Source organism: Streptomyces sp. NPDC055189 (assembly GCF_053606765.1).
This window is the reverse complement of sequence record NZ_JBSGSG010000002.1, coordinates 125,452-150,636: the sequence shown is the minus strand read 5'-3', so window position 1 is coordinate 150,636 and position 25,185 is coordinate 125,452. Positions and strand designations below refer to the sequence as shown.

The 25,185-nt window shown below is 70.5% G+C and carries 22 protein-coding genes; 14 read left to right on the top strand and 8 right to left on the bottom strand.

The features are described 5' to 3' along the window. Positions 1-15: 15 nt before the first annotated feature. The 5 genes from ACWFR3_RS02460 (at position 16) to ACWFR3_RS02440 (ending at position 4,693) form a co-directional block, all read left to right on the top strand. A complete protein-coding gene (locus ACWFR3_RS02460; protein WP_453732644.1) occupies positions 16-1,473 on the top strand; it encodes an amino acid permease in 1,458 nt (485 codons plus the stop codon). 43 nt (positions 1,474-1,516) lie between these two features. Next, positions 1,517-1,996, top strand: coding sequence for a macro domain-containing protein (locus ACWFR3_RS02455; protein WP_453732643.1), 480 nt, complete (start codon positions 1,517-1,519; stop codon positions 1,994-1,996). A 151-nt stretch (positions 1,997-2,147) separates the two neighbouring features. Beyond that, entirely contained in the window at positions 2,148-2,627 is a 480-nt protein-coding gene (locus ACWFR3_RS02450) for a F0F1 ATP synthase subunit B family protein (protein WP_453732642.1), read from the top strand. A 79-nt stretch (positions 2,628-2,706) separates the two neighbouring features. Then, on the top strand, positions 2,707-3,516 hold the full coding sequence (locus ACWFR3_RS02445) for an alpha/beta fold hydrolase (RefSeq protein WP_453732641.1): 810 nt from the start codon (positions 2,707-2,709) through the stop codon (positions 3,514-3,516). Between the two features lie 310 nt (positions 3,517-3,826). Further along, positions 3,827-4,693 carry an oxygenase MpaB family protein gene (locus tag ACWFR3_RS02440; RefSeq protein ID WP_453732640.1) on the top strand — a complete coding sequence of 289 codons (867 nt, stop codon included), beginning with the start codon at positions 3,827-3,829 and terminating at the stop codon, positions 4,691-4,693. 56 nt (positions 4,694-4,749) lie between these two features. Here the strand turns inward: ACWFR3_RS02440 and ACWFR3_RS02435 are convergent, their stop codons facing one another. Then, positions 4,750-6,252: a M1 family metallopeptidase gene (locus ACWFR3_RS02435; RefSeq protein WP_453732639.1), complete on the bottom strand. Its 1,503-nt coding sequence runs from the start codon at positions 6,250-6,252 to the stop codon at positions 4,750-4,752. 216 nt (positions 6,253-6,468) lie between these two features. Between ACWFR3_RS02435 and ACWFR3_RS02430 the strand changes: the two genes are divergently transcribed. The 5 genes from ACWFR3_RS02430 to ACWFR3_RS02410 all read left to right on the top strand — a co-directional run bounded on the left by ACWFR3_RS02430 (position 6,469) and on the right by ACWFR3_RS02410 (position 14,567). Next, on the top strand, positions 6,469-8,436 hold the full coding sequence (locus ACWFR3_RS02430) for a Xaa-Pro dipeptidyl-peptidase (protein ID WP_453732638.1): 1,968 nt from the start codon (positions 6,469-6,471) through the stop codon (positions 8,434-8,436). Continuing rightward, positions 8,433-9,731, top strand: coding sequence for a M14 family metallopeptidase (locus ACWFR3_RS02425; RefSeq protein WP_453732637.1), 1,299 nt, complete (start codon positions 8,433-8,435; stop codon positions 9,729-9,731). Before ACWFR3_RS02430 ends, ACWFR3_RS02425 begins: the two co-directional genes overlap by 4 nt. A gap of 133 nt (positions 9,732-9,864) precedes the next feature. Beyond that, positions 9,865-11,529, top strand: a complete 1,665-nt coding sequence (locus ACWFR3_RS02420) for a BCCT family transporter (RefSeq protein ID WP_453732800.1) — start codon at positions 9,865-9,867, stop codon at positions 11,527-11,529. Between the two features lie 266 nt (positions 11,530-11,795). Continuing rightward, on the top strand, positions 11,796-12,824 hold the full coding sequence (locus tag ACWFR3_RS02415; protein ID WP_453732636.1) for an oxidoreductase: 1,029 nt from the start codon (positions 11,796-11,798) through the stop codon (positions 12,822-12,824). A 96-nt stretch (positions 12,825-12,920) separates the two neighbouring features. Continuing rightward, on the top strand, positions 12,921-14,567 hold the full coding sequence (locus ACWFR3_RS02410; RefSeq protein WP_453732635.1) for an ABC-F family ATP-binding cassette domain-containing protein: 1,647 nt from the start codon (positions 12,921-12,923) through the stop codon (positions 14,565-14,567). A 78-nt stretch (positions 14,568-14,645) separates the two neighbouring features. On the opposite strand, the gene ACWFR3_RS02405 is transcribed toward ACWFR3_RS02410, so the two are convergent. From ACWFR3_RS02405 to ACWFR3_RS02395, 3 genes are all read right to left on the bottom strand, one after another. Then, entirely contained in the window at positions 14,646-17,027 is a 2,382-nt protein-coding gene (locus ACWFR3_RS02405) for a Tex family protein (protein ID WP_453732634.1), read from the bottom strand. Positions 17,028-17,090: 63 nt separating this feature from the next. Further along, positions 17,091-17,246 carry an LPFR motif small protein gene (locus tag ACWFR3_RS02400; RefSeq protein WP_453732633.1) on the bottom strand — a complete coding sequence of 52 codons (156 nt, stop codon included), beginning with the start codon at positions 17,244-17,246 and terminating at the stop codon, positions 17,091-17,093. A gap of 106 nt (positions 17,247-17,352) precedes the next feature. Next, positions 17,353-18,243 carry an SCO6745 family protein gene (locus ACWFR3_RS02395; RefSeq protein WP_453732632.1) on the bottom strand — a complete coding sequence of 297 codons (891 nt, stop codon included), beginning with the start codon at positions 18,241-18,243 and terminating at the stop codon, positions 17,353-17,355. A gap of 164 nt (positions 18,244-18,407) precedes the next feature. On the opposite strand from ACWFR3_RS02395, the gene ACWFR3_RS02390 reads away from it, so the two are divergent. After that, positions 18,408-19,418, top strand: coding sequence for a GlxA family transcriptional regulator (locus ACWFR3_RS02390; protein WP_453732631.1), 1,011 nt, complete (start codon positions 18,408-18,410; stop codon positions 19,416-19,418). 7 nt (positions 19,419-19,425) lie between these two features. Then, entirely contained in the window at positions 19,426-20,082 is a 657-nt protein-coding gene (locus ACWFR3_RS02385) for a DJ-1/PfpI family protein (RefSeq protein WP_453732630.1), read from the top strand. Here ACWFR3_RS02385 and ACWFR3_RS02380 read toward each other — a convergent pair. Then, entirely contained in the window at positions 20,048-20,809 is a 762-nt protein-coding gene (locus ACWFR3_RS02380; protein ID WP_453732629.1) for an enoyl-CoA hydratase/isomerase family protein, read from the bottom strand. The genes ACWFR3_RS02385 and ACWFR3_RS02380 overlap by 35 nt on opposite strands. A gap of 217 nt (positions 20,810-21,026) precedes the next feature. Between ACWFR3_RS02380 and ACWFR3_RS02375 the strand changes: the two genes are divergently transcribed. Beyond that, complete coding sequence (locus ACWFR3_RS02375) at positions 21,027-21,611, top strand: HdeD family acid-resistance protein (RefSeq protein WP_453732799.1); 585 nt, start codon at positions 21,027-21,029, stop codon at positions 21,609-21,611. A 135-nt stretch (positions 21,612-21,746) separates the two neighbouring features. Then, positions 21,747-22,235, top strand: a complete 489-nt coding sequence (locus tag ACWFR3_RS02370) for an ATP-binding protein (RefSeq protein WP_453732798.1) — start codon at positions 21,747-21,749, stop codon at positions 22,233-22,235. A gap of 33 nt (positions 22,236-22,268) precedes the next feature. On the opposite strand, the gene idi is transcribed toward ACWFR3_RS02370, so the two are convergent. From idi to galE, 3 genes are all read right to left on the bottom strand, one after another. Continuing rightward, the gene (gene idi, locus ACWFR3_RS02365) at positions 22,269-22,862 is read right to left on the bottom strand and encodes an isopentenyl-diphosphate Delta-isomerase (RefSeq protein ID WP_453732628.1); all 594 of its coding nucleotides are present in this window, start codon (positions 22,860-22,862) and stop codon (positions 22,269-22,271) included. A 112-nt stretch (positions 22,863-22,974) separates the two neighbouring features. Then, a complete protein-coding gene (locus tag ACWFR3_RS02360; RefSeq protein ID WP_453732627.1) occupies positions 22,975-23,904 on the bottom strand; it encodes a cation diffusion facilitator family transporter in 930 nt (309 codons plus the stop codon). A gap of 165 nt (positions 23,905-24,069) precedes the next feature. Then, on the bottom strand, positions 24,070-25,053 hold the full coding sequence (gene galE / locus ACWFR3_RS02355) for a UDP-glucose 4-epimerase GalE (protein ID WP_453732626.1): 984 nt from the start codon (positions 25,051-25,053) through the stop codon (positions 24,070-24,072). Positions 25,054-25,185: the final 132 nt, after the last annotated feature.

Here is a 25,185-nt window from a genome sequence, read left to right as displayed (position 1 = left end):
GAGTAGACCCCCCACGTGAGCAAGGAAGCCGTAGACACGGCCGCTGCGGACGCATCCCGCACAGATGCGTCCCAGGCCCCCGCGGACGCGGGCGACGCCGGTTACAGCAAGGACCTCAAGGCCCGTCACGTCAACATGATCGCGATCGGTGGCGCGATCGGAACTGGACTCTTTCTCGGTGCGGGCGGCCGCCTGCACTCCGCGGGCCCCGCGCTCGCCGTCGCGTACCTCGTGTGCGGCATCTTCGCCTTCTTCGTCGTGCGCGCCCTCGGCGAGATGGTCATCTACCGGCCGTCGTCGGGTTCGTTCGTCAGCTACGCGCGCGAGTTCCTCGGCGAGAAGGGCGCCTACGTCGCCGGCTGGATGTACTTCCTCAACTGGTCGACCACCGGCATCGCCGACATCACCGCGATCGCGCTCTACACGCACTACTGGAGCCTCTTCACCGACATCCCCCAGTGGGTGCTCGCGCTGATCGCGCTCGCCGTCGTTCTCGTGATCAACCTGATCTCGGTGAAGTACTTCGGCGAGATGGAGTTCTGGTTCGCGATCGTCAAGGTCGCCGCCCTGATCGCCTTCATGCTGATCGGCATCTTCCTGCTGCTCACCCAGCACAAGGTCGGCGGCGAGACACCCGGCCTGAGTGTGATCACCGACAACGGCGGCTTCCTGCCGCACGGCCTGATGCCGGTCGTGATCGTCATGCAGGGCGTCGTCTTCGCGTACGCGTCCCTTGAGCTGGTAGGCGTCGCGGCGGGCGAGACCGCCGAGCCGCAGAAGGTCGTCCCGCGCGCGGTGAACTCGATCATGTGGCGCGTGGGCCTCTTCTACGTCGGCTCGGTCGTCCTGCTCGCGCTGCTCCTGCCGGGATCGGTGTACTCGGCCGACCAGAGCCCGTTCGTGACGGTCCTCTCCAAGATCGGTGTGCCCGCGGCCGGTGACGTGATGAACCTGGTCGTCCTCACGGCGGCGATGTCGTCGCTGAACTCGGGCCTGTACTCCACGGGCCGCATCCTGCGCTCGATGGCGATGGCGGGCTCCGCGCCGAAGTTCACCGCGAAGATGAACAAGAGCCAGGTGCCCTACGGCGGCATCCTGCTCACCTCCGCGGTGTGTGTGCTCGGCGTCGGCCTGAACTTCCTCATGCCGAGCCAGGCCTTCGAGATCGTCCTGAACGTGGCGTCCCTCGGCATCATCAGCACCTGGGTGATCATCATGGTCTGTCACCTGGCGTTCGTCCGCCGCGCCAAGGAGGGCGTGATCACCCGGCCCGGCTTCCGGCTCCCCGGCAGCCCGGTCACGGAGATCGTCACCATCGTCTTCCTGCTCTCCGTCCTCGTCCTGATGTGGAAGGACCCGGAGATCGGCCGCAAGACGCTCTACCTCATCCCGATCATCGCCGCCGCGCTGGTCGCGGGCTGGTACGGGATCCGCCGCAGGGTGGACCGCGAGGCGGCAGGCCTCACGAAGTAGCAGCTCAGGGGCCATTGTCGGTGGCAGCGTCTACGGTGGCGTCATGTCGGAGATCTCTTATGTCCGGGGTGACGCCACCGCGCCGTTCGGCAAGGGCGTCAAGCTGATCGCCCATGTCTGCAACGACCTCGGGGGCTGGGGCAAGGGCTTCGTCCTCGCGGTGTCCCGCCGCTGGCCCGAGCCGGAGGCGGCGTACCGCCGGTGGCACCGCGAGCGCGCCAAGAACGACTTCGGCCTGGGCGCCGTCCAGTTCGTCGAGGTCGGCTCGTACACCTGGGTGGCCAACATGATCGGCCAGCACGGCATGCGTACGGGCAGCAAGGGCGTCCCCGTGAGGTACGAGGCGATCGACACCGCCCTGGGAACACTCGCCGACAAGGCGGTCGAACTCGACGCCTCCGTGCACATGCCGCGCATCGGCTGCGGTCTCGCGGGCGGCAAGTGGTCCCGCATCGAGCCGCTGATAACCCGGCGGCTGGTGGAGCGGGGTGTCGCGGTGACGGTGTACGACTTCGGGGACTGAGCCATGCCGGGTCGGGTCGAGCCACGCCGGATCGGGTCGGGCCGTCCATGTGCCCGGCGTGGCGGCCGAGCATGCGGGAACGTGGCGGGAATCACTCAACTGCCGTGCAGGTGTGCGTTGTTGTGCACGCATGAGCGGGTAGATCGCCGACATGCAGCTCATTCCCATGCCATTAGGGCCCATCAACCCGGATGTCGAGCACATGGTCGTCGGAGCCGTGCTGTTCGCCCCCGTCTACTTCCTCGTCAGGCGCATGGTCCTCCGCCTCAACCGCGTACTCGAAACGCGGGCCACGATCCTCGAAGGGGTGACCGGCGGACCGGCGGCGGAACTGCGCCACGAGGCCGAGCGGATACGCGCCGAACAGGACGCGATGCTGTCCGAGGCCCGTCGCGAGGCGGCTCAGGTGCGCCAACAGGCCCGCGAGGAAGGCGCTGCGCTGATCGCCGCGGCCCGCGAGGACGGCGTACGGGAACGCGACGAGGTGCTGGCGGGCGGGAAAGCCGGGATCAAGGCCGAGCGTGCGTCGGCGGATGCCGAACTGCGCGGGCACGTATCGGAGTTGGCCTCCGCGCTGGCGAGCAGGATCGTGGGGGAGCCGGTCTCCGCGGTGTCGGGTTCCGGCCGCTAGAAGACGCTTTCGCGTCTCACGGGGCGCAGGCCGGGCCGTCGGCCTGGCGCCCCGCGTGGTGTCGCGGCAGGCTCGGACCATGGAACTCATGGTGCCGGTCAAGGACGGCGAGGTCTGGGCCGAGGACTCGGGAGAGCCCGGCGGCCCGGCGGGGGCGAGTGGCGGGGGCGGTGACGCGCTGCCGCTGGTCCTGCTGCATCCGGGCGTCGCGGACTCCCGGATCTGGGACGGCATCCTGCCCCGCCTCACGGAGCGGCGCCGCGTCATCCGCTACGACGCACGGGGGTACGGCAGGTCTCCCGCCCCCACCGCCCCCTTCTCCCTGGTCGAGGACCTGACCGCGGTCCTCGACCACTTCGGCGTGGCCCGCGCTTTCCTCGCGGCATCGAGCATGGGCGGCACCACGGCCATCGGCCTGGCGCTCGGCGACCCCGGCCGGGTGGCGGGGCTGGCCCTGCTGGTCCCCGGCATCACCGGCAACCCGGACTTTCTCATGGCGGAGTTCACGTCCGAGGTGGGCCGGCTCGCGGAGGCCGGCGACATGGACGGCATCGTGGCGCTGGTCAAGCGCACGTCGGCGGCTTCGGGGCCCGGGAACGACCCGGCGGAGGAGCTCATCAGGGCGGTGATCCCGGCCTGGTTCGCGGTCCACCCCCACCAGGTGCCCGACCCGCCCGCCTTCGACCGGCTCGGCGAGCTCGACGTGCCGTGCGTCCTGGCCCTGGGGGAGCACGACGACCCCGAGGTGGTCCGCTGCAACGAGGAGATGGCGGCCCGCATCCCCGGCTGCCGGCTCCTGCGGCTGCGGAACAGCGACCACTTCCCGACCCTGCGCGAGCCGGACGCGGTCGCGGACATCATCCTGGAGGCACACGCGACCGCGCGATAGCGCCGGAAGGCCGGCGGTCACAGCGGGCAGCCCGCACCGTCGTCGTGCCGCACCCCGCCGCCGCGCAGCCATAACCACCCGACATCTGCCTGCCCGCCGGACAAACCGGATCGGCCCGGGTCGGTCCGACCTGGCTCGGCCCCGTCCGGCCCCCGCGCCCGGGGAGAGCGCAAGCCGCGTCGCTCGGCCGGAGGGTGGCGGTGCTCGTCCCGCCACCCCCGCGGACCGCCGTGGCCACGGTCGTCGCATACTGGAACGCACGCAAACCGGGCACCGACCGGCGGGCCCGCCGATCTCTGGGAGCCGTGTGATGCAAAGTCGCCGTCAGGCTCCCGAGCCGCCGCCGCCCGGTGGGGTCCTGTGGGATGTCGCGGGCGACGTCCGTGCTCTCCTCGCTCTGCCCGCCGCGCTCACAATGCAGGTCGCGCACCCCGCGGTGGGCGCGGGGGTCGACACGTACTCCGTGTTCCGCACCGATCCCTGGGGGCGCGGCGAGCGGTCGCTGCGGTCGCTGCAGACCTGGGTGTACGGCGGGGACAGTGCGGCCGAGGAGGGGCGCAGGCTGCGTGCCCTGCACAAGGACATCCGGGGTACGGACGCGCACGGACGCGGCTATCACGCGCTGACACCCGCGTACTACGCGTGGGTCCACGCCACCGGGTTCCCCGTCTACCGCCACGCCCAGAAATACCTGGGCCGCCCCTTCACCGAGGCGCAGGAACGGCAGCTGTACGCGGAGTGGCTCCAGGTCGGGCGGATCCTCGGCATCCGTGACCGGGACATGCCGCAGACGATCGAGGAGTTCTGGCCCTACTTCGACAAGATGCTGGCCGACGAGATAGAGCTGACGACGGTCGCCGAGGAGCTGGTGGCCGTCGACCAGCCCGTCCCGCCCCCGGACCGGGGCCCGCGTGCGCTGCGGTTGGTGCTACGCGTGCTGTGGCCCCTCCTGCGTCCCCTGCTGGCCCGCTTCCGCCGCTTCATCACGATCGGCCTGATGCCGCCGGAGGCGAGATCGGCCATCGGCCTGCCGTGGACCGCCGCCCGGGAACGCCGCCTGCGCCGCCTCGGCCGAGTGATCCGCGTGATCGTCCCGCGCCTGCCGGAACGCATCCGCTACCTGCCGATGGCGTACGAGGCGCGGCGCACGACCGCCCACCCGATCGACGCGGGGTAATCGGGTGGGCGGGCGGGAGACATCCGCCGCGAAGCGACGGGCCGGTATCACCGCTATCAGTGGCCGTGGTCGTGCACGCCGTTCGTCGCGGCGATCGACTTCCACGACTTCGGCGCGGCCGGAGCCGAAGCCGCAGAGGAGCGAGCGATCCCCGCACTCTTCGCGGCGGGCGCGTCCGGCCGGGACGGCTGGAACAGCCACGCGTCGAACAGTGAAGCCAGCGGCTTGCCGGAGACCTTCTCCGCGTACTTCACGAAGTCACTCACCTTCGCGTTCCCGTACGCGTGCTGCTTCGGCCACCCCTTGAGGATCGCCGAGAAGGACTTCTCGCCGATCTCGTTGCGCAGCGCCTGCAGGGCCAGCGCCCCGCGGTCGTACACGGCGATGTCGAACTGGTTGTCCGGGCCGGGGTCGCCCGGCTTGACCTTCCAGAAGGGGTCGTCGGCGGGGTGCTGGGCGTACACGTAGTCCGCCAGCTCCTGCGCCGTCCCCTCGCCCTCCTTCTCCGACCACAGCCACTGGCTGTACCGCGCGAAGCCCTCGTTGATCCAGATGTCCTTCCAGCCGTCGACGGACACGCTGTCGCCGTACCACTGGTGGGCCAGCTCATGGACCACGACGGACACGTTCGCCCCGTTCGCGAACTGCTTCGGGCTGTAGAACGGCCGCGTCTGCGTCTCCAGGGCGAAGCCGCTGGTCACGTTCGGGACGTAGCCGCCCAGGGCGTTGAAGGGGTACTTGCCGAAGACCGTCTCCAGCCACTCCGCCACCTCGGCCGACCGCTCGATGCTCGCCCGCGCGGCCCCCGCGTTGTCGCCGAGGTCCTTGCTGTAGGCGTTCAGGACGGGCAGACCGTCCGCCGTCTTGTCCGTCGTGATGTCGAACTTGCCGACGGCGAGCGTCGTCAGATAGCTGGCCTGCGGCTTGTTCGAGCGCCAGTTGAAGCGCGTCCAGCCCAGCTTCGAACTCTGCGACTGCAGCACGCCGTTGGAGATGGCCTGCGAGCCGTCGGGCACGGAGACCGAGACGTCGTAGGTCGCCTTGTCGAGCGGGTGGTCGTTGGACGGGTACCACCAGGCGGCCGACTCCGGCTCCTGCGCCGCCACCCCGCCGTCCGGCGTACGCGCCCACGCGGTGAAGCCGTTGATCTTCACCTCGGACGGCTTGCCCGCGTACCGCACGACGACGGTGATGGGCGTGCCCTTGGGCAGGCCGGCCACCGGAGTGATCTCCAGCTCCTGCTCGCCGGACTTCTTGAAGGCCGCCTTCTTGCCGTTGACGCGCACCTCGCTGACCTTCAGGCCGAGGTCGAGGTTGAAGCGGGAGAGGTCCTGCGTCGTCGTGGCGTTGATGGTCGCCGTGCCTTCGAGCAGGTCGGTCTTCGGCTGGTACTTCAGTCGCAGGTCGTAGTGCGAGACGTCGTAGCCGCCGTTGCCGCTCGCCGGGTAATAGGGATCGCCGATACCCGGTGCCCCGGGCGTGAAGTCGGCGGCCGATGCCGGGATCGCCAGCAGGAGAGAGGCCGCGAGCGCGCCAGGGGCGATGAGTCTGCGGTGCACAAGAGCTCCAAGTCGTACAAGTCGTAGGGGGACTCCGGCAGATGGGACCGAAGCTGGATCCGACCTTATTGAGCCCCGCGGCCACGCGTCATGTCCATGGTCGCTACTGTCACACGATCGCCATTCGGCCGACATGTGCCAAAACGCCCCATGAGCCTGTCACCGGCGCGTACCGCCCTCTGTCGCACGGGAGTTGACCCGTGTACCTTCCGCGCCATGCCGATACGTGCGCGCCGCACGCGCTTGTTCTGGAGATCACTGCTGACGGCGGCCCTGGCCGCCCTCCTTGCCACACTCGTGGCGGCCCCGGGAGCCGCCCGAGGGGCGCCGGGTGCCCCGCGCGAGAGCAAGCCCGTCTACTCGTACGAGAGCGCGATCCGCGAATCCGTCTGGGTCGACACGAAGATCGACGGAGACGGCGACGGGAAGTCCGACCGTGTCGCCGTCGACATCGTCCGGCCCCGCGAACCGGCCCAACAGGGCCGGAAGATACCCGTGATCATGGATGCCAGCCCGTACTACTCCTGCTGCGGGCGCGGCAACGAGAGCCAGAAGAAGACGTACGACGCGGACGGCAACCCTGTCCAGTTCCCGCTCTACTACGACAACTACTTCGTGCCCCGCGGCTATGGATTCGTCGCCGTCGACCTCGCAGGAACGAACCGCTCCGACGGCTGCGTGGACGTCGGGGGCCGCTCCGACATCCAGTCCGCCAAGGCCGTCGTCGACTGGCTGAACGGCCGTGCCCACGGCTACACCACCCGCACCGGGGGCAAGAGCGCCAAGGCGTCCTGGACGACCGGCGCGACCGGAATGATCGGCAAGAGCTACGACGGCACGATCGCCAACGGCGTGGCCGCCACCGGCGTCAAGGGCCTGAAGACGATCGTCCCGATCGGCGCGATCTCCTCCTGGTACGACTACTACTTCGCCAAGGGCGCCCCGCTCTACGACAGCGGCCCCGAATGGCTCTCGGACTACGTGGAGAGCCCCGAGGCGCGCGCCCGCTGCGCCGCCGTACAGAAGCGACTTGTCGACGAAGCGCCGCGCACCGGCGACTGGACGCGGCTGTGGAGCGAGCGCGACTACACGCCGGACGCCGACAAGGTGAAGGCCAGCGTCTTCGCCGTGCACGGCGGGCAGGACCTGAACGTCCGCATGAAGCACTTCGGCCAGTGGTGGGACGCACTCGCCGACGCCGGCGTCGACCGCAAGGTGTGGCTCAGCCAGACCGGCCACGTCGACCCCTTCGACTTCCGCCGCGGTGACTGGGTGCGCACCCTGCACCGCTGGTTCGACCACGAGCTCCTCGGCTACGACAACGGCATCGACCGCGAGCCGATGGCCGACATCGAGCGCGCCCCCGGCCAGTGGTCCACCGACCGCGTCTGGCCCCCGCGAGCCACGGACACGGTGAAGCTGCGCCCCGGCAAGGGCACGTCCCCCGGCGTCGGCACCCTCGGCACGAAGCCCGGCACCGGCAGCGAGACCTTCACCGACGACCCGAAGCTGAGCGAGACCGACTGGGCCGCGCAGATCGACACCTCGACCCCGTCGAAGGCCGGGTTCATCAGCAGACCCCTGGGACGCGACCTGCGTCTGTCGGGCTCCTCCGAGGTGACCGTCACCGCGACCCCCACCACCCGCACCGCCCACCTCTCCGCGGTCCTCGTCGACCTCGGCCCCGACACCATCCGTGACTACGCGGGCGCGGGCGAGGGCATCACCACCCTCCCCGAGCGCACCTGCTGGGGCGCGAGCACCGGCGGCGACAGCTCCTGCTTCAAGGAGACCGCGGCCAAGACCGCCGACGTGGACTACACGGTCTTCAGCCGCGGCTGGGCCGACCTCGGCAACTGGGCCGACGACCACAAGGGCCGCCCCCTCACGCCGGGCAAGAAGTACACCATCACCCTCGACCTGGCCGCGAGCGACCACGTCGTCCCCAAGGGCCACCGGCTCGCGCTGATCGTCGCGGGCACCGACAAGGACCTCATCGATCCCCCCGCCGACACACCGACCCTCGCCATCGACCTGGCCCGCACCTCGGCGAGCGTCCCGCTGGTCGGCGGCGCCGACGCGTTCCGTACCTCCTCCGGGACCGCCAACCCCCGCGAATCCCGTCTCGACGGCGTGGCCCCGCCGCGTCCGTTCCGCCCCGTACCGGGAGGCAGCACCTCATGAGACCCCGCACCGGCCTCACGCCCCGCATCCGCACCCTGGCGCTCGCCTGCGCCACCGCGGCGCTCGCCGCACCCCTGGTGACCGCGCCCGCACAGGCGACGCCGACCCCGCCGCGCACCGGATTCGAGGAGACCGACGGAGCGCGCTGGACCAGCCAGCCCGAGGAGCAGAAGCTCCTGGCAACCATCGACAAGGCGACCGACCGGGTCTCCGTCTCCCGCATCGGCACCACCAAGCAGAACCGGCCCGTCCAACTGGTCCGCATCGGCGAACGCCCCACGAAGAACACGGTGTTGCTGATCTGCAGCCAGCACGGCGACGAGCCGTCGGGCCGCGACGCGTGTCTGTCGACGATCCGCGACCTGGCGTACGCGAAGGACAAGAAGACCCGCACGTTCCTCTCCCGCACCACGCTTCTCGTCGTCCCCACCGCCAACCCGGACGGCCGCGCCGCCGACACCCGCGGCAACTCCGACGGCGTGGACATCAACCGCGACCACATCTCGCTGAAGACAGCGGAGGCCCGCGCCATGGCCGCCGTCATCCGCGACCGGCAGCCCGACTCCATCTACGACCTGCACGAGTACGGAGCGACCCCGAAGTACTACGACAAAGACCTGTTCGACCTGTGGCCGCGCAACCTCAACACCGACGAGGCGGTGCACGAGGAGGCACAGACCCTCTCCGAGGCGTACGTCAGGCCCGCCGCCAACAAGGCGGGCCACACGACGGGGACGTACGGAATCTGGACCGACCCCGTCACCGGCGATCCCGTCAAACAGACGGCGGGCGACGGCCAGGAACGCATCCTGCGCAACGTCTCCGGCATCAAGCACGCCGCGGGCCTGCTCATCGAGAGCCGCGTCGATCCGCTCACGGACGCCGAGAAGAAGGACGAGGCACTGAACAACCGGCGTCGCGTAAAGTCCCAACTCGCCGCGCTGGGCGGCCTGTTCGCCTACGCCGACGAGCGGCGCGGCCAGTTGGAGGAGGCCACCGCCGCGGCCCGCGCCGAAGGCTTCCGCGACCGCGGGCCCGTCTATGTCGGCGGCGCGGACAACGACCCCGCCGAGCCGTCCGAAGTGATCCAGGACCCGCCCTGCGGCTACTGGCTGAACGCCGCCCAGTACGGCGACGTCAGGGACGAACTCGCCCTGCACGGAGTCAAGGTCAGACGGGACGGAGCAGGCGCCTACGTGCCGATGCGGCAGTCCGCCCGGGCGCTCGTGCCGCTGCTTCTCGACGAGCGTGCCGCCTACCACATCGTCACAGGTTCACCCGACACCAACTGTTGAGTGGTTGATAGGTGCGTCACATGTGGTACTGGGTAGCGGACCACAGAGTTTGTACGAATGCGAAACCGTGAGAGGTGTACTTGTGACGCAAGACCAACAGAAAGCGGACGACGGGGGAGGGGACGGGCATCTGATGCATGCCGCCCACGGCGGCAGCCATCCCCAGACCGACCGCATCGTCTTCGGTGTGACGGCGGTGCTCACCCTCGCCTTCGTGGTCTGGGGCGCCGTCGCCACGGACTCGCTCGAGAGCGCCTCCACGAAGATGCTCAACGGCCTCATCCACAACGGTGGCTGGGCCTTCATGCTGGCGGCGAGCGGGTTCGTGGTCTTCGCGCTCTGGCTCGCCATCAGCCGGTACGGAAAGATCACCCTGGGTGAGGAGGGTGAGGACCCGGAGTTCCGCACCGTCTCCTGGGTCGCGATGATGTTCAGCGCCGGTATGGGCATCGGCCTGATGTTCTACGGCGTCAGCGAGCCGCTCGCCCACTTCACCACGCCCCCGCCGGGCACCGATCCCGCCGACTCGGCGGCGAAGATGGAAACGGCGATGTCCACCACCCTCTTCCACTGGACGCTCCACCCGTGGGCGATCTACGCGGTCGTGGGTCTGGCCATCGCGTACAGCACCTTCCGGCGCAAGCGCAGGCAGACCATCAGCGCCGTCTTCACGCCCCTCATCGGCGAGAAGCACGCGAACGGCGCCTGGGGCAGGGTCATCGACATCATCGCGATCTTCGCGACGCTGTTCGGCTCGGCGGCCTCCCTGGGCCTCGGCGCGCTGCAGATCGGCAGTGGCTTCGAGGTGCTCGACTGGAGCAGCGACGTCCCCACCAGCCTGCTCGTGGCCATCATCGCCGTCCTGACCGTGGCGTTCGTGGCCTCCGCCATCTCCGGTGTGGAGAAGGGCGTGCAGTGGCTGTCCAACATCAACATGGTGCTCGCGCTGCTGCTCGTGGTGTTCGTCTTCATCGCGGGCCCGACCGTCATCGTCCTCGACATGCTGCCGACGTCCATCGGCTCCTACATCGGTGATCTTCCCCAGCTCATCGGGCGCACCGAGGCGTCGAGCGGCAAGGGCGTCTCGGACTGGCTGGGCAGCTGGACGGTCTTCTACTGGGCCTGGTGGATCTCCTGGACGCCCTTCGTGGGCATGTTCATCGCCCGGATCAGCCGGGGACGCACGATCCGGCAGTTCGTCGGCGGCGTCATCCTGGTGCCCAGCACCGTCAGCCTGATCTGGTTCGCCGTCTTCGGCTCCAGCGCGATGAAGGTGGCGGAGAGCGGCGGTCTCGCCGACGAGTCGACCGCCGAGGGTCAGCTCTTCGGCCTGCTGCACGAGTACCCGATCGCCACCGTGACGAGCCTGCTCGTGATGATCCTCGTGGGCATCTTCTTCGTCTCGGGCGCCGACGCGGCGTCGATCGTCATGGGCACGCTGTCCCAGAAGGGCGCCCTCGAACCCGGCAAGCTGGTGGTCGTGTTCTGGGGTGTCGTGACCGGAGCCGTGGCGGCGATCATGCTGCTCATCGGCGACGGGTCGGGCAATGCCCTCCAGGGCCTGCAGAACCTGACGATCCTTGTCGCCGCGCCGTTCGTGCTTGTGATGATCGGCATGTGTGTGGCGCTCATGCGGGACCTGCGCCACGACCCGCTGATCGTCCGGGGCGAGCACGGCACGGAGGCCGTCGAGAAGGCCGTGATCGCGGGCCACGAGCAGTACGACGGTGACTTCGAGCTCCGCATCGGTCCGAGCGAGAACGGCGACGAGGAGGACACCGGAGCCACGAAGGTCTGAGTCCACTCCGCTTACAGGAGGCGGCCGCCTCGTCCGCGAGGCGCGCCGCCTCCTGCGCGTATCGTCCAGCCGGAGACCGCTGCGTACGCCATCGACCGTGCGTACGCCCGTCCGAGCCACGCACCATGTCAACCCCGCTCAAAATACGGGGAATTGGGGCGCCCGGCCGTCATCGCATCGCTGTCATTTGTCCCGTCCGCCACCGGAACGTAGCGGAATGACTCATGCCGTGCTCACATCAGCCCGCGGATGGGGATACTCACAGCATGTCTGCCGAGTACGCGACCTTCGGTCTGGCACCGGCCATGCGCGCCGGTGGAGTTCTCGCCAACGGTGAATATCAAGTCCACCGGGATTTCCTCGACTTCATCGTGAACGGGCGCCCGCTGCTTTTCCACCTCTCCGACCTCGACGCCGTCTCCCCGCTGGCCTCCGACGTACCACCCGCGATCTTCACCCACCATGTACGCGGACTCCTCCTGGAGGCGGAGGCGCCCCTGAGCGACGACCGGCACGTCATCTACGGCTGTCCCGAGTGCGAGGGCCTGGAGTGCGGGGCGGTCACGGCGGTCATCGAGCGGGCGGCGGACGGCACCGACACCTACGTATGGCGGGACTTCGCCTGGCAGACGGCCGAGCGGGCCGATCTGGAACTCAACGGCTACCACGGCATAGGGCCCTTCCGCTTCGAGGGCGCCGAATACCGCGAGGCCCTGGGGCAGTTGCTGACCGGCGAACCGACGGCGCGGCGCAGGGTGCTGCTGATCGGCGCCCGCGTCGCCGTCCTTGCCAAGCTCGCGGCGGCGCTGCGCACGATCGGCATCGGCGCCGAGATCGCGGCGGACGCGGCCGGTGTGCCGCCGGACGAGCTGCGGACGTACGGCGCGGTGGTCTTCGGGCGTGCCGTGCCGGCGGCGACGCGCGAAGGGGTGCGCGCGGCATTCGACGGAGCGGATATCCAGGTCGCGTACGTCGACGGCATGGCCCCGGTCATCCCGCTCCTGGTCGCGCAGATCGAGGACGCCCTGGACCCCAGCCCGCTGGAGCAGCGCCGCCTGATGCGGCTCGGGGCGGTCGACGGCACGGCGGACGTCGAGATCACCTCGACCTGCCGGGTCCAGCTCATCGCGTACCGCCTCGACCGGCTCTCCCGCACCCAGGTCCACCAGGTCTTCGACGGCGTCCTGGAGCCGGGGGAGCACCGCATCACGCTGGACGCGAAGGCGACGAAGGGGGAGTCGTTCGTGGTGGCACGGACGACGGACAGTGTCCTGGTGACACCGATAGTGAGGTAGTCGAGGGCTCTACGGCACCACGTACCCGTGCGGCAGCACCACGCACGCGTGCTGCCGGAAGAGCGGGCCGCGGCCTCGCCTAAACTCGGTCCCCTGATGACCGCAACCCTCGTCGCCAAGAATCTCGCCGCCGGCCACGGCGACCGCTCCCTGTTCTCCGCCCTGGAGCTGGTCGTCGCCCCCGGCGACGTCATCGGCCTGGTCGGCGCCAACGGCGCCGGCAAGTCGACCCTGCTCCGCCTCCTCGCGGGCCTGGACACCCCGGAGAGCGGCGAACTGCGCCTCTCGCCGCCGACCGCCGCCGTGGGCCACCTCCCGCAGGAGCCCGAACGCCGCCCGGGCGAGTCCGTCCGCAGCTTCCTGGCCCGGCGCACCGGCGTCGAGGAAGCCCAGCGGACCATGGACGAGGCGACGCAGGGCCTGGTCGACGGCACACCGGGCGCGGACGACGCGTACGCCCTGAGCCTGGAGCGCTGGCTGGCGCTCGGCGGCGCCGACCTGGACGAGCGGGCCGACGAGGTCGCGGCATCCCTGGGCCTCGACATCAGCCTCGACCAGCCGATGACCTCCCTCTCCGGTGGCCAGGCCGCCCGCGCGGGTCTCGCCTCGCTGCTCCTCTCCCGCTACGACGTGTTCCTCCTGGACGAGCCGACCAACGACCTCGACCTGGCGGGCCTTGAACGCCTGGAGAGCTTCGTACGGGGACTGCGCGCCGGCACGGTCGTCGTCAGCCACGACCGCGAGTTCCTCACCCGCACCGTCACCAAGGTCCTCGAACTCGACCTCGCCCAGCAGCAGATCAACCTCTACGGAGGTGGCTACGAGGCGTATCTGGAGGAGCGCGACGTCGCGCGCCGCCACGCCCGCGACGAGTTCGAGGAGTACGCCGACAAGAAGTCCGCCCTGGAGGGCCGCGCCCAGATGCAGCGCGGCTGGATGGACAAGGGCGTCAAGAACGCCCGGCGCAAGGCGGGCGACAACGACAAGATCGGCAAGAACTTCCGCAGCGAGTCCAGCGAGAAGCAGGCCGCGAAGGCCCGCCAGACGCAGCGCATGATCGAGCGGCTCGACGTCGTCGATGAGCCCCGCAAGGAGTGGGAGCTGCGCATGGAGATCGCGTCGGCGCCGCGCTCCGGCAGCGTCGTCGCCACCCTGCGCGACGCCGAGGTGCACCGCGGCGACTTCACCCTCGGCCCCGTGACGCTGCAGCTCGACTGGGCGGACCGGGTGGCGATCACCGGTGCGAACGGCTCGGGCAAGTCGACCCTGCTCGGCACCCTGCTGACCCGCATCCCCACGGACGCGGGACACGCGGCCCTCGGCTCGGGGGTGCTCGTCGGCGAGGTGGACCAGGCCCGCGCGCTCTTCCACGGCCCGGAGTCGCTCCTGGACGCGTTCTGCGCGGCCGTGCCGGACACCGAACCGGCCGAAGTGCGCACGCTGCTCGCCAAGTTCGGCCTGAAGGCGGCCCACGTGCTGCGCCCGGCGGTCACGCTCTCGCCGGGCGAACGCACCCGCGCGGGCCTCGCGCTGCTCCAGGGCCGGGGCGTCAACCTCCTGGTCCTCGACGAGCCGACGAACCACCTCGACCTGCCGGCGATCGAACAGTTGGAGTCGGCCCTCGACGCGTACGAGGGCACGCTGCTCCTGGTGACGCACGACCGCAGGATGCTGGACGCGGTGCGGGTGACGAGGCGTCTGGAAGTGACTGACGGCAAGGTGCTGGAGCTTCCCGCGCCTTGATGGTTCGGGGCGATCGGGTGGTTGAGCGGGAAAGCCCCGGCCGCCAGGCCGGGGCAACCACCCGCTCACCCGCGGAATTCAGCGCCGCTTGGGGTCCAGGAGTCCGGCCCGCCGCAGAGCATCCGCCATCGCGTCATTGGCCGGCGGCGGCCCTTGCTGCCGCTTTCCCTGGCCGCCGCCCTGCCGCTGGGGGCGCTGGCCGCCGCCCTGCTGGCGCTGCTGCGGGGGGCGTCCACCCCGCTTGGGCTGCTGCTCGCCGCCCGCAGGGCTCGCCTCGTCGTCCAGGCGCAGCGTCAGCGAGATCCGCTTGCGCGGGATGTCGACGTCCATCACCTTCACCTTGACGATGTCGCCCGGCTTCACCACGTCGCGCGGGTCCTTGACGAACGTCTTGGACATCGCGGAGACATGCACGAGCCCGTCCTGGTGGACGCCGATGTCCACGAAGGCGCCGAAGGCCGCGACGTTCGTGACGACGCCCTCCAGGACCATCCCGCCCGCGAGGTCGGAGATCTTCTCGACGCCGTCCTTGAAGGTCGCCGTCTTGAAGGCCGGACGCGGGTCGCGCCCCGGCTTCTCCAGCTCCTTGAGGATGTCGGTCACGGTCGGCAGACCGAAGGACTCGTCCACGAACTCGTCCGCCCGCAGCGAGCGCAGCGTCGCCGTGTCACCGACGAGCGAGGCGACCTCGCCGCCCGTCTTCTTCGCCATCTTGCGCACCACCGGATACGCCTCGGGGTGCACGGCGGAGGCGTCGAGCGGGTCGTCGCCGCCGCGGATGCGCAGGAAGCCCGCGCACTGTTCGTACGCCTTGGGGCCCAGCCGTGCCACGTCCTTGAGGCCCTTGCGGGAGGAGAAGGGGCCGTTCGTGTCGCGGTGCGACACGATGTTCTCGGCGAGGCCCGCGCCGATGCCGGAGACCCGGGAGAGCAGCGGGGCGGACGCCGTGTTGACGTCCACGCCGACGCCGTTCACACAGTCCTCGACGACCGCGTCCAGCGAGCGGGACAGCTTCACCTCGGAGAGGTCGTGCTGGTACTGGCCGACGCCGATGGACTTCGGGTCGATCTTCACCAGCTCGGCGAGCGGGTCCTGGAGGCGGCGGGCGATGGACACGGCGCCGCGCAGCGACACGTCCATGTCGGGCAGTTCCTGCGAGGCGAACGCCGACGCGGAGTACACCGAGGCGCCCGCCTCGGAGACCATCACCTTGGTGAGGTTCAACTCCGGGTGCTTGGTGATCAGTTCACCGGCGAGCTTGTCCGTCTCGCGCGACGCCGTGCCGTTGCCGATCGCGATCAGGTCGACCGCGTGCTCCTTGGCCAGCTTCGCGAGCGTGGCAAGCGACTGGTCCCACTTGTTCGCCGGGACGTGCGGGTTGATGACGTCGGTGGCCACGACCTTGCCGGTCGCGTCGACCACGGCGACCTTCACGCCCGTACGGAAACCGGGGTCGAGGCCCAGTGTCGCGCGCGTGCCCGCCGGTGCGGCGAGCAGCAGGTCGCGCAGGTTCGACGCGAAGACCCGCACGGCCTCGTCCTCGGCGGCCGTACGAAGGCGCAGGCGCAGGTCGATCCCCAGGTGCACCAGGATGCGGGTCCGCCAGGACCAGCGCACCGTGTCCTGCAGCCACTTGTCCGCCGGACGCCCGCGGTCCTGGACGCCGAAGCGGTGGGCGACCATCCCCTCGTACGAGGAAGGGCCCTCCGTGGCCTCCTCCGGTTCGAGGACGAGGTCGAGGACGTCCTCCTTCTCGCCGCGCAGCATCGCGAGGATGCGGTGCGAGGGCAGCTCCTTGAAGGGCTCGGCGAAGTCGAAGTAGTCGGCGAACTTGGCGCCGGCCTCCTCCTTGCCGTCGCGGACCTTGGCGGCGAGACGGCCGCGCACCCACATGCGCTCGCGCAGCTCGCCGATCAGGTCGGCGTCCTCGGAGAACCGCTCGGCGAGGATCGCGCGGGCGCCGTCCAGGGCGGCCTGCGGTTCGGCGACGCCCTTGTCGGCGTCGACGAAGGCCGTGGCCGCGGCGAGGGGCTCCACCGACGGGTCGCCGAGCAGCCCGTCGGCCAGCGGCTCAAGACCCGCCTCGCGGGCGATCTGCGCCTTCGTGCGGCGCTTCGGCTTGAACGGCAGGTAGATGTCCTCGAGGCGCGCCTTGGTGTCCGCCGCGCGGATCTGCGCTTCCAGCTCGTCGGTGAGCTTGCCCTGCTCGCGCACCGATTCGAGGATCGACGCGCGCCGCTCCTCCAGCTCCCGCAGATAGCGCAGGCGCTCCTCGAGCGTGCGCAGCTGCGCGTCGTCGAGCATCTCGGTCGCTTCCTTGCGGTAGCGAGCGATGAAGGGCACCGTCGAGCCGCCGTCGAGCAGGTCGACGGCCGCCTTCACCTGCCGCTCCCGTACGCCGAGTTCTTCGGCGATCCTGCCTTCGATCGATGCTGGAGTGGACGTCTGCAGAGGTGCCACGTTTCCCGCCTTCTCACTGGGGTTGCCGGGCAATTGTGGCAGGTGGCACCGACAGCGGGGGGATCAGACCCGGCGTGCCCGCGCCGACCGGGCTCCCGTCCGGCCTCCGGAGCGTGACCCTTTGCCGAAGAGGCGGGCCAGGGCACGGAACGGCCAGGTCACCAGGAGGCCGAGTGCCGTGCCGATCGTGCGCAGGACATCCGCGATCGCACGGAACACGGGTTTTCCCCTTTCGTCGCCCGGTCCGGCACGAAGGTGTGCGGGACCGGAGACGACGGGTACCTCGGACGGCGCCGGTCATGCCCCGGCCGCGCCGTGGTCCTGCCTACTCCTTGCCGAGCAGGTCCGCCGGGAACGCCCCGGCCTGCAGGGCTGCGCCCGCGAAGACCGTCCCCAGCTCCGTCAGACGCTCGACGTCCGCCGCGCCCAGGTGCTCGTAGGGCGCACGGTCGAGGCGGTCCGTGGCTTCCTCGACGTCCTTGCGCAGCTCGATGCCCGCCTCGGTCAACTCGGCCACGCCGTCGTGCAGTCCGCGGGCGTGCAGCCGCTGCACGGCGGCGTCCCATTCCTCCTGGTTCCAGCCGCGCGTGGAGAAGTTCCACTTCGGCCGCATGCCCTTGCCGGTCGCCGTGTGGCTCACCAGGGCTTCGAGGCCGTCGAGTTCGGCGTGCTGGAGCACCGTGAGGTGGCCGTCGCCCCGGTGCTCGCGCAGCAGGGTCGCGGCGTGCCAGAGCGCGAGGTGCGGCTGCTCCGGGACGGGCAGGTCGGCGTGGGCGGAGTACAGGGGGCGTGCGGAACGGGAGCAGGCCTCGGCGGCGCGCAGCGCGAGCTCTGCCGCCTCCGCCATCTCCGGGGACGCGAGGGCTTCCTCGCCCAGGAGGCGCCGCAGCGTCGAGTCGACGGCACGCGCGCGTGCCGCGAGGACGTCCTCGGGGGAGGCGAGGCGCCAGATACCGGGGACGTGCCGGGCGACGGCCTCGTGCTTGTAGTTGTAGAACGCCGCCGTGACCACTCCCGCGCCGACCGGTCCCATCGCCGCCGTGCGCACGGCGAAATTGACGGCCTTGGGGTGGGATATCCCGATTTTGGTCAGCTCGCGGCCCGTGTCGGGCGAGAAGTAGTGCGTCGAGTGCAGCGAATTGAGCACGTTGTGACATCGACGTCCCGCGCGAGGGTGCAGTGCCGCGGCCGGAGTGGGGGGCGAGAGAGAAGTCATGAAGGCACGTTACCGACTGGTTGGTATGAGGTGAAGCCCGGGGCGCCCGCGGACGAACCACTGCGCCCGCGTCGGCGGGCCGCTCCGGCGCCGCACCCGCCGATGGCAGGAAAAGTGGGGCACCCGTCATTGCGGCCATCGGGTGCGGGGCCAAGAATCAGGGCATGGAGCAGCGAACCGTTCTGGTCGTCCTCTTCGACGGGGTGCAGAGTCCCGACGTCACCGGGCCCGTGGAGGTCTTCGCGGGCGCCGCCGCCTGCCGCGGCGGTGAGAAGTCCGCCTACCGCATCCACACCGCGTCCCTGGACGGTGCTCCGGTCCGCACCTCCAGCGGCCTCACGCTCGTACCGGACTCCTCCCTCGCCGACGCCCCCGCGCCGCACACCCTCCTGGCCCCCGGCGGCCTCGGCACCCGCGAAGCCGACCCGTGCCTGATCGCCTGGCTCCGGGAGAACGCCCCTCGCGCCCAGCGCCTGGTCTCGGTCTGCACCGGCGCCATCCTGCTCGCCGAAGCCGGCCTCCTGGACGGCCGCCGGGCGACGACGCACTGGGCGTTCTGCGGCAAGCTCGCCCGTGAGCATCCCGCCGTCGAGGTCGACCCCGATCCGATCTTCGTCCGCGACGGCCACGTCTCGACGTCCGCGGGTGTGACCGCGGGCATCGACCTGGCCCTGGCCCTCGTGGAGGAGGATCTGAGCCGGGACGAGGCGCTGACCGTCGCGCGCCATCTGGTCGTGTTCCTGCGGCGGCCCGGTAACCAGGCGCAGTTCAGCGCCCAGCTCGCCGCGCAGACCGCCAGGCGCGAGCCCCTGCGCGAGGTCCAGCAGTGGATCACCGAACACCCGGACGGCGACCTCTGTGTCGAGTCGCTCGCCGCCCGTGCCCGGCTCTCACCCCGGCACTTCGCCCGCGCGTTCCAGACGGAGACCGGGATGACGCCGGGCAAGTACGTCGAGCGCGTGCGCGTCGAGCACGCGAGGCGCCTCCTGGAGGACACCTCCGACGGGGTCGAGGAGGTCTCGCGCGCCTGTGGCTACGGCACTCCTGAGGCGATGCGCCGCGCCTTCGTCAAGATCCTCGGCGCGGCTCCCGCCGAGTACCGGCGGCGCTTCCACGCCCCTCTCGCCCCTCTCACCCCTCGCACACCCCGGCCGGCACCCGCCCTCAACGGATAGGCACCTCATGCAGATCGCCATCGTCCTGTTCGACCGCTTCACCGCCCTGGACGCGGTCGGCCCGTACGAGACCCTCAGCCGCATGCCCGGCGTCGAGACCGTCTTCGTGGCGGAGCGCCCCGGACCCGTGCGCAACGACAACGGCTCGCTCGCGCTAGTCGCCGACCGGGCCCTGGCCGACGTGCCGGATCCCGACGTCCTCGTCGTCCCCGGCGGGCCCGGTCAGAGCGACCAGATGACGAACGAGACGCTCCTGGACTGGCTGCGCTCCGCCGACGCCACCAGCACCTGGACCACGTCCGTGTGCACCGGCTCCCTCCTGCTCGCCGCCGCCGGGCTGCTCAAGGGCCGCCGCGCCACCTCGCACTGGCTCGCGCTCGCGGAGCTCGAACGGTTCGGCGTGGAGCCGACGGGGGAGCGGGTCGTGTTCGACGGCAAGTACGTCACGGCGGCCGGAGTCTCCTCCGGCATCGACATGGGGCTCACCCTCATCGGCCGGATCGCGGGCGACGAGCGTGCCCGGGCCGTGCAGCTCCTGACGGAGTACGACCCTCAGCCGCCCTACGACGCGGGGTCCCCGCAGAAGGCGCCCGCGCGCCTGGTCGAGCAGTTCCGCTCGGCCGGCCGCTTCAGTCGGGAGGGGCTGCCCGAGGCGTCCACGTGAAGCGCGGCTCGCGGCGCTCCAGGAAGGCGGCGACCCCCTCGGCGGTGTCGCCGCCCGCGCGTGCCTGCCGGCCCCAGTGGGCGTCCCGGTCCAGGCGCCCCGCGGCGAACTCCTTGGCCGCCGCCTGTGTCAGCTGCGAGCGTGCGGCGAGGATTTTGGTGAACTCCGCGACGCGCTTGTCCAGCTCGCCCGGGGGCAGCACCTCGTCCACGAGGCCGGTGCGCAGCGCACGCCCGGCGTCGATCAACTCGCCGGAGAACAGCAGGTACTTGGCGGTGGCGGGCCCCACCAGCGACACCAGGCGCCGCGTGGACGAGGACGGGTAGACGATCCCCAGCTTCGCGGGAGTGATCCCGAAGAGGGCGCCTTCGTCAGCGAACCGCAGATCGCAGGCCGCCGCGAGCTGGCTCCCGCCGCCCACGCAGTAGCCGCGCACCGAGGCGAGGGTCGGCTTCGGGAAGGCCGCGAGCGCCTCCTCGGCCCGCACCGCGAGCTCCTGCGCCTCGGCCGGAGACTGCCGCAGCGAGGAGATGTCGGCCCCCGCGCAGAAGGTCGCCCCCTCGCCGGTCAGCACGACCGCCCGTACGGACCCGTCGGCGGCGAGCCCGGCGAGCAGCGGCGGCACCTGGCGCCACATGTCCGCCGTCATGGCGTTGCGCTTGGCCGGATGGTCGATGACGACGGTGGCGACACCGTGGGTGACGGCGTGCCTCAGCTGCGGCTCCATGCGCCGGATGCTATCCGCACGCCTCGAACGTACGATCAAGAAGGGGCGGCCCTGAGAACTCTGCGCAGCCGGGGGAAGCAGGACGGAGACGCTGATGGCCCCATTCAAGACCGCCAAGACCGCCAAGACCTCCAAAGCCGCGAAGACCTCCAAAGATGCCGCGCCGGAGGGCGAGGGCGCCAGGCAGCTCAACCGCAGCCTCGGCTGGCTCGCCCTGATGGGCGCGATCCTGGCGCTGGCGGGGATCGTGGGCCTGGTGTACACGGGCGTCGCCACCCTGACCTCCATGTTCCTCTTCGGCTGGCTGCTCCTGATCGGCGGTTTCGTCGGGCTGCTGCACGCGGTGCAGTCGCGCGGCACGAACTTCTTCTGGCTGGGCGTCGTGGTGGCGGCGCTGAATCTCGCGGCCGGTGTCGTGATCATCCGCAGGCCGGAAGTGGCGGCGGAGGCGCTGACGATGTTCGCGGCGCTGCTGTTCCTGACCGGTGGTGTCTTCCGTCTGGTCGGCAGCCTGGTGGTGCGCGGCCCGCAGTTCGGCTGGACGCTCGTGCAGGGCGCCTTCGGGCTGCTCCTCGGCATCCTGGTGCTCGCCAACTGGCCCAGCAGCAGTCAGTACGTGATCGGCTGCTTCTTCTCGCTCGCGCTGCTCTTCGACGGTCTCGGCCTGCTGGCCGCGGGCCTCGGCGGGCGCCGGATCGTGAGCATGGTCGCGGAGCGGCCGGAGGGCCTCGGACAACCCGGACAACCCGTACAACCCGAAGAAGGCACGAAAGCGAAGCCGGAGGGACAGGAACTGTCGTAGGGCTGACGCGGTCGGACGTCCGTGATCAAATGCCGTCGATAGTCGCTGACTTCTGGTCAGTCATGCGGTCCGGACCAGTGCGTTCCCAACACTCGATGCGTGGTGACAATCGAGCGCAAGGGCGGCGACCGGACGATGGACGACGATGGGAGGGGGCCGGGCCCACTCCCTCGGGAAACCGGAAGGGTGCCGTACGAGGGTGTGTGGCGGTTCACCGCCGCCGCCGTCGACGCCTCGGTGCCCCAGGCGCGGCACGCGGTGCGTGACCTGCTCGCCCGGCAGGGCGTGCCCGCGTCGGACGACCTCGTGCAGGGCCTGCTTCTGATCGTCTCCGAACTGGTCACCAACGCGGTGCGGCACGCGGCCCTGCTCTCGCCCATGCTGGCGGTGGAGGTGGCGGTGGGCGCCGAGTGGGTGCGGGTCTCCGTGGAGGACGACCATCCCTACCGCCCGACCGCCCTGGTGGCCGACCACGGCCAGACCGGCGGCCGCGGCCTTCTCCTGGTCCGCGAGATCACGCAGGAGGCGGGCGGGACCTGCGACGTCGAACACACCGCGAGCGGGGGCAAGGTCATCTGGGCCGCTCTGCCCCTGAAACCCAACGGCGGGCCGCCCCGCCCCTGAAACCCGACGGATCTGCCCCGGCCGGGAGTTGACTCACCAGCCGGCGGAAGGCCCCGTCAGCTCCCGGATCGCGGGCCGCGCCGCGTCGAGGACCGTCATGAACCACGCGGAGAACGGCCCCTCGGCATGCCGCTCCGCAAGCTCCCCGGCCGTCACGAACACGGTCTCGCCGACCTCGTCGGCGTCCGGGCGCAGCGGCGACTGGACCATCCCCACGAAGAGATGGTTGAACTCCTGCTCCACAAGACCGGAGTCCGGGTCCGGGTGGTTGTAGCGCACGGTGCCCGCCTCCGCGAGCAGCGAGGGCGAGACACCCAGCTCCTCGTACGTCCGGCGCGCGGCGGCCGCGAACGGGGCCTCGCCGGGGTACGGGTGGCCGCAGCAGGTGTTCGACCAGACGCCGGGCGAGTGGTACTTGCCAAGGGCGCGCTGCTGCAGCAGCAGCCGCCCCTGCTCGTCGAAGAGGAAAACGGAGAACGCCCGGTGCAACTGCCCGGGCGCCTGATGCGCGGAGAGTTTCTCCGCTGTGCCGATCGTCCTGCCGTCCTCGTCCACGAGTTCCAGCAAGATCGCTTCTCCGGTGCCGTTCGACGAGCTGTTCGCCGCGGTGGCAGGTGTGGTCGGCATACCCATCCTTCGCTTCGGTCTTCGAGCCTCAAGTCTGCCGTACGCGACCGGCCCTCCTCGCAAGGAACCACCGGAAGTCACCCTCAGCGGTGGACGGTCCAGGGGTGGACGGTCAGTGGCAGAGCTTCGCCTCGTGCTCCGCGTGGCCGACCGGCTCAAGCTGGAAGGTGCAGTGCTCGACGTCGAAGTGGTCGCCCAGGCAGCCCTGCAGTTCGTGCAGCATCTTTTCGTTGCCGATCGCGTTCAGCGTCTCGGTGCTGACGACCACGTGTGCGGAGAGGACCGGCATCCCCGAAGTGATGGTCCAGGCGTGCAGGTCGTGGACGTCCTCGACGCCCGGCAGATCCAGTATGTGCGAGCGGACCTCTGCCATGTCGACGCCCTTCGGCGCGGACTCCAGGAGCACGTTCAGGGTCTCCCTGAGCAGCTTCACCGTACGCGGGACGATCATGAGGCCGATGACGAGCGAGGCGATCGGGTCCGCGGCCTGCCAGCCGGTCGTCAGGATGAGCACCGCCGCGACGATCACGGCCAGGGAGCCGAGCGCGTCGGCCATGACCTCCAGGAAGGCGCCGCGTACGTTCAGGCTGTCCTGCTGGCCGCGCATCAGGAGCGAGAGCGAGATCATGTTCGCCACCAGGCCGACGATGCCGAAGACGATGGTCAGTCCGCCCTCGGTCTCGGCGGGCGTGATGAACCGCTGGATCGCCTCGAACAGGACGTAACCGCCGACGCCGAGCAGCAGCAGACAGTTGGCGAGCGCGGCCAGGATCTCCGCGCGGGCAAAGCCGAAGGTGCGGTTCTCCGTCGCCGGGCGGCTCGCGAACTGGATCGCGAGCAGCGCCATGCCGAGGCCGAGCGCGTCCGTCGCCATGTGCGTCGCGTCCGCGATGAGCGCGAGCGAATCCGCCATGATGCCGCCGACGATCTCGACCACCATGACGGTGACGGTGATGCCGAGCGCGATACGCAGCCGCCCCCGGTACGCCGCCGTCGCGGTTCCCCCCTGATGTGCGTGTCCGTGGTCGTGCCCTGCCCCCATGGAAGCCGCCTCCGTGTGTTCGGTATCGGTCTTCTGTTCCCCGGTCGCGCGTCTGTCGCGATCACAGTGAACTACGGGTAGGGGGTATCCGGCAACACGGCACTGAACACCGTTGTCATATGCTCTGACCTGCGGAAATGTCCGCAGGTCAGAGCGTTGACGTGGCTAGCCCCGGCGCGCCTCGGGGTGGTGGAGGCACCAACCCGCCCACGCGGATTCGACCATCTCGCGTACTCCGCGCCGCGCCTTGAAGCCCAGCGCATCGGCGGCCAGGCCCGCGTCGGCGACGGCGCGCGGCGCGTCACCCTCGCGACGCGGCTCGACGAGTGCGGGACGGCTGTCGCCGGAGACCTCACCGATGAGGGTGATCAGTTCGCGTACGGAAACACCCTCGCCCCGTCCGATGTTCACCGTCAGGTCCCCCTCGGGGTGCGCCTCGACGCGGCGGGCCGCCGCGAGGTGGGCCTCGGCGAGGTCGGCGACGTGGATGTAGTCGCGCACACACGTGCCGTCCGGCGTCGGATGGTCGTCGCCGAAGATGCGTGGCGCCTCGTCGCGGGTGAGCCGGTCGAAGACCATCGGGATCACGTTGTAGACCCCGGTGTCCGCGAGCTCGGGAGCCGCGGCGCCCGCCACGTTGAAGTAGCGCAGGCACACCGTCGCGATGCCGTGCGCCCGCCCCGCGGCCCGCACCAGCCACTCCCCGGCGAGCTTCGTCTCGCCGTACGGGTTGATCGGGGCACAGTCGGTGGACTCCGTCACCAGGTCCACGTCCGGCGGGTTGCCGTACACCGCGGCCGAAGAGGAGAAGACGAACCGCTTGATGCCGGCCTCGGCCACCGCTTCGAGCAGCGTCACCAGGCCGCCCACGTTCTCCCGGTAGTAGCGCAGCGGCTGCTCCACGGACTCGCCGACCTGCTTGCGGGCCGCGAGGTGCACCACACCCGTCACGCCGTGCTCGGCGAAGACCCGCCGCAGCAGGTCGCCGTCGAGCGAAGAGCCCCTAATGAGCGGGATGTCCGCCGGAAGCCGCTCGGGCACCCCGGCCGATACGTCGTCCAGGACGACGACCCGCTCCCCGGCACCGGCCATCGCCCGCGCCACATGTGCCCCGATATAACCCGCTCCACCTGTGATCATCCATGTCATGGGCGTCGACTTTATGTCGTTTGTGCCGGTCGCACGAAGCGCGGTTTGTGGGTGCCGCCCCCGATCGACCATGATGATCGAGTCGGCGGCAGCCCTCGCAGGCCACGCTTATCGGGCCGTAAACGGGCGGTG

Coding starts and splice junctions, on each gene's coding strand:
- ACWFR3_RS02455 (WP_453732643.1), top strand. CDS start 1,517: ATGTCGGAGATCTCTTATGTCCGGGGTGACGCCACCGCGCCGTTCGGC.
- ACWFR3_RS02450 (WP_453732642.1), top strand. CDS start 2,148: ATGCAGCTCATTCCCATGCCATTAGGGCCCATCAACCCGGATGTCGAG.
- ACWFR3_RS02445 (WP_453732641.1), top strand. CDS start 2,707: ATGGAACTCATGGTGCCGGTCAAGGACGGCGAGGTCTGGGCCGAGGAC.
- ACWFR3_RS02440 (WP_453732640.1), top strand. CDS start 3,827: ATGCAAAGTCGCCGTCAGGCTCCCGAGCCGCCGCCGCCCGGTGGGGTC.
- ACWFR3_RS02430 (WP_453732638.1), top strand. CDS start 6,469: ATGCCGATACGTGCGCGCCGCACGCGCTTGTTCTGGAGATCACTGCTG.
- ACWFR3_RS02425 (WP_453732637.1), top strand. CDS start 8,433: ATGAGACCCCGCACCGGCCTCACGCCCCGCATCCGCACCCTGGCGCTC.
- ACWFR3_RS02420 (WP_453732800.1), top strand. CDS start 9,865: ATGCATGCCGCCCACGGCGGCAGCCATCCCCAGACCGACCGCATCGTC.
- ACWFR3_RS02415 (WP_453732636.1), top strand. CDS start 11,796: ATGTCTGCCGAGTACGCGACCTTCGGTCTGGCACCGGCCATGCGCGCC.
- ACWFR3_RS02410 (WP_453732635.1), top strand. CDS start 12,921: ATGACCGCAACCCTCGTCGCCAAGAATCTCGCCGCCGGCCACGGCGAC.
- ACWFR3_RS02395 (WP_453732632.1), bottom strand. CDS start 18,243: ATGACTTCTCTCTCGCCCCCCACTCCGGCCGCGGCACTGCACCCTCGC.
- ACWFR3_RS02390 (WP_453732631.1), top strand. CDS start 18,408: ATGGAGCAGCGAACCGTTCTGGTCGTCCTCTTCGACGGGGTGCAGAGT.
- ACWFR3_RS02385 (WP_453732630.1), top strand. CDS start 19,426: ATGCAGATCGCCATCGTCCTGTTCGACCGCTTCACCGCCCTGGACGCG.
- ACWFR3_RS02380 (WP_453732629.1), bottom strand. CDS start 20,809: ATGGAGCCGCAGCTGAGGCACGCCGTCACCCACGGTGTCGCCACCGTC.
- ACWFR3_RS02375 (WP_453732799.1), top strand. CDS start 21,027: ATGGGCGCGATCCTGGCGCTGGCGGGGATCGTGGGCCTGGTGTACACG.
- ACWFR3_RS02370 (WP_453732798.1), top strand. CDS start 21,747: ATGGACGACGATGGGAGGGGGCCGGGCCCACTCCCTCGGGAAACCGGA.
- idi (WP_453732628.1), bottom strand. CDS start 22,862: ATGCCGACCACACCTGCCACCGCGGCGAACAGCTCGTCGAACGGCACC.
- ACWFR3_RS02360 (WP_453732627.1), bottom strand. CDS start 23,904: ATGGGGGCAGGGCACGACCACGGACACGCACATCAGGGGGGAACCGCG.
- galE (WP_453732626.1), bottom strand. CDS start 25,053: ATGACATGGATGATCACAGGTGGAGCGGGTTATATCGGGGCACATGTG.